Annotated in this window: 1 protein-coding gene; it reads left to right on the top strand. The window is 49.6% G+C overall.

Annotated elements, in window-relative coordinates:
- Positions 1-679 (top strand): site-specific tyrosine recombinase XerD (locus R7093_RS25775; protein WP_318147092.1); only part of this gene is annotated, 679 nt, incomplete at both ends.

The raw sequence follows: 679 nt of genomic DNA, 5'->3' as shown, positions 1-679 counted from the left end.
GTTGAGCAATTCTTAGATGCAATGTGGATGGAGCGCGGTCTGTCAGAGAATACGCTGGCTTCGTACCGAAATGACTTAATGAAGCTTCTCACTTGGATGGAGCATCATCGTTACCGGCTCGATTTCATCAGTTTGTCTGGACTTCAAGAATACCAAACGTATCTGGTGGATTTGGATTACAAGCAGACGTCACGTGCTCGTATGCTGTCAGCTATTCGCCGTTTGTTTCAGTATCTACACCGTGAAAAAGTGCGTGCCGATGACCCTAGTGCCTTGTTGGTCAGCCCGAAATTGCCACAACGCTTACCGAAAGACATCAGCGAAGAGCAAGTGGACGCACTTTTGGACGCGCCAGATCCGAATGATCCGGTAGAACTGCGCGATAAAGCCATGCTTGAGTTGTTGTACGCGACTGGGTTGCGTGTGACAGAACTCGTCAGCCTGACGATGGAAAACATCAGTTTACGTCAGGGCGTCGTGCGTGTGACGGGTAAAGGTGGCAAGGAGCGTTTGGTGCCGATGGGGGAAAATGCGGTCGATTGGATTGAAACATTCATCCAGCAAGGTCGCCCTGCATTATTGGGAGAAACGTCTTCCGATGTGGTATTCCCAAGTAAACGAGCACGCCAAATGACTCGTCAGACGTTTTGGCATCGTATCAAATACTATGCGGTCATTG

The organism is Vibrio sp. 1580 (assembly GCF_033340055.1).
The sequence above is the reverse complement of the archived record's forward strand: the minus strand, read 5'-3'. Positions and strand labels throughout refer to the sequence as shown.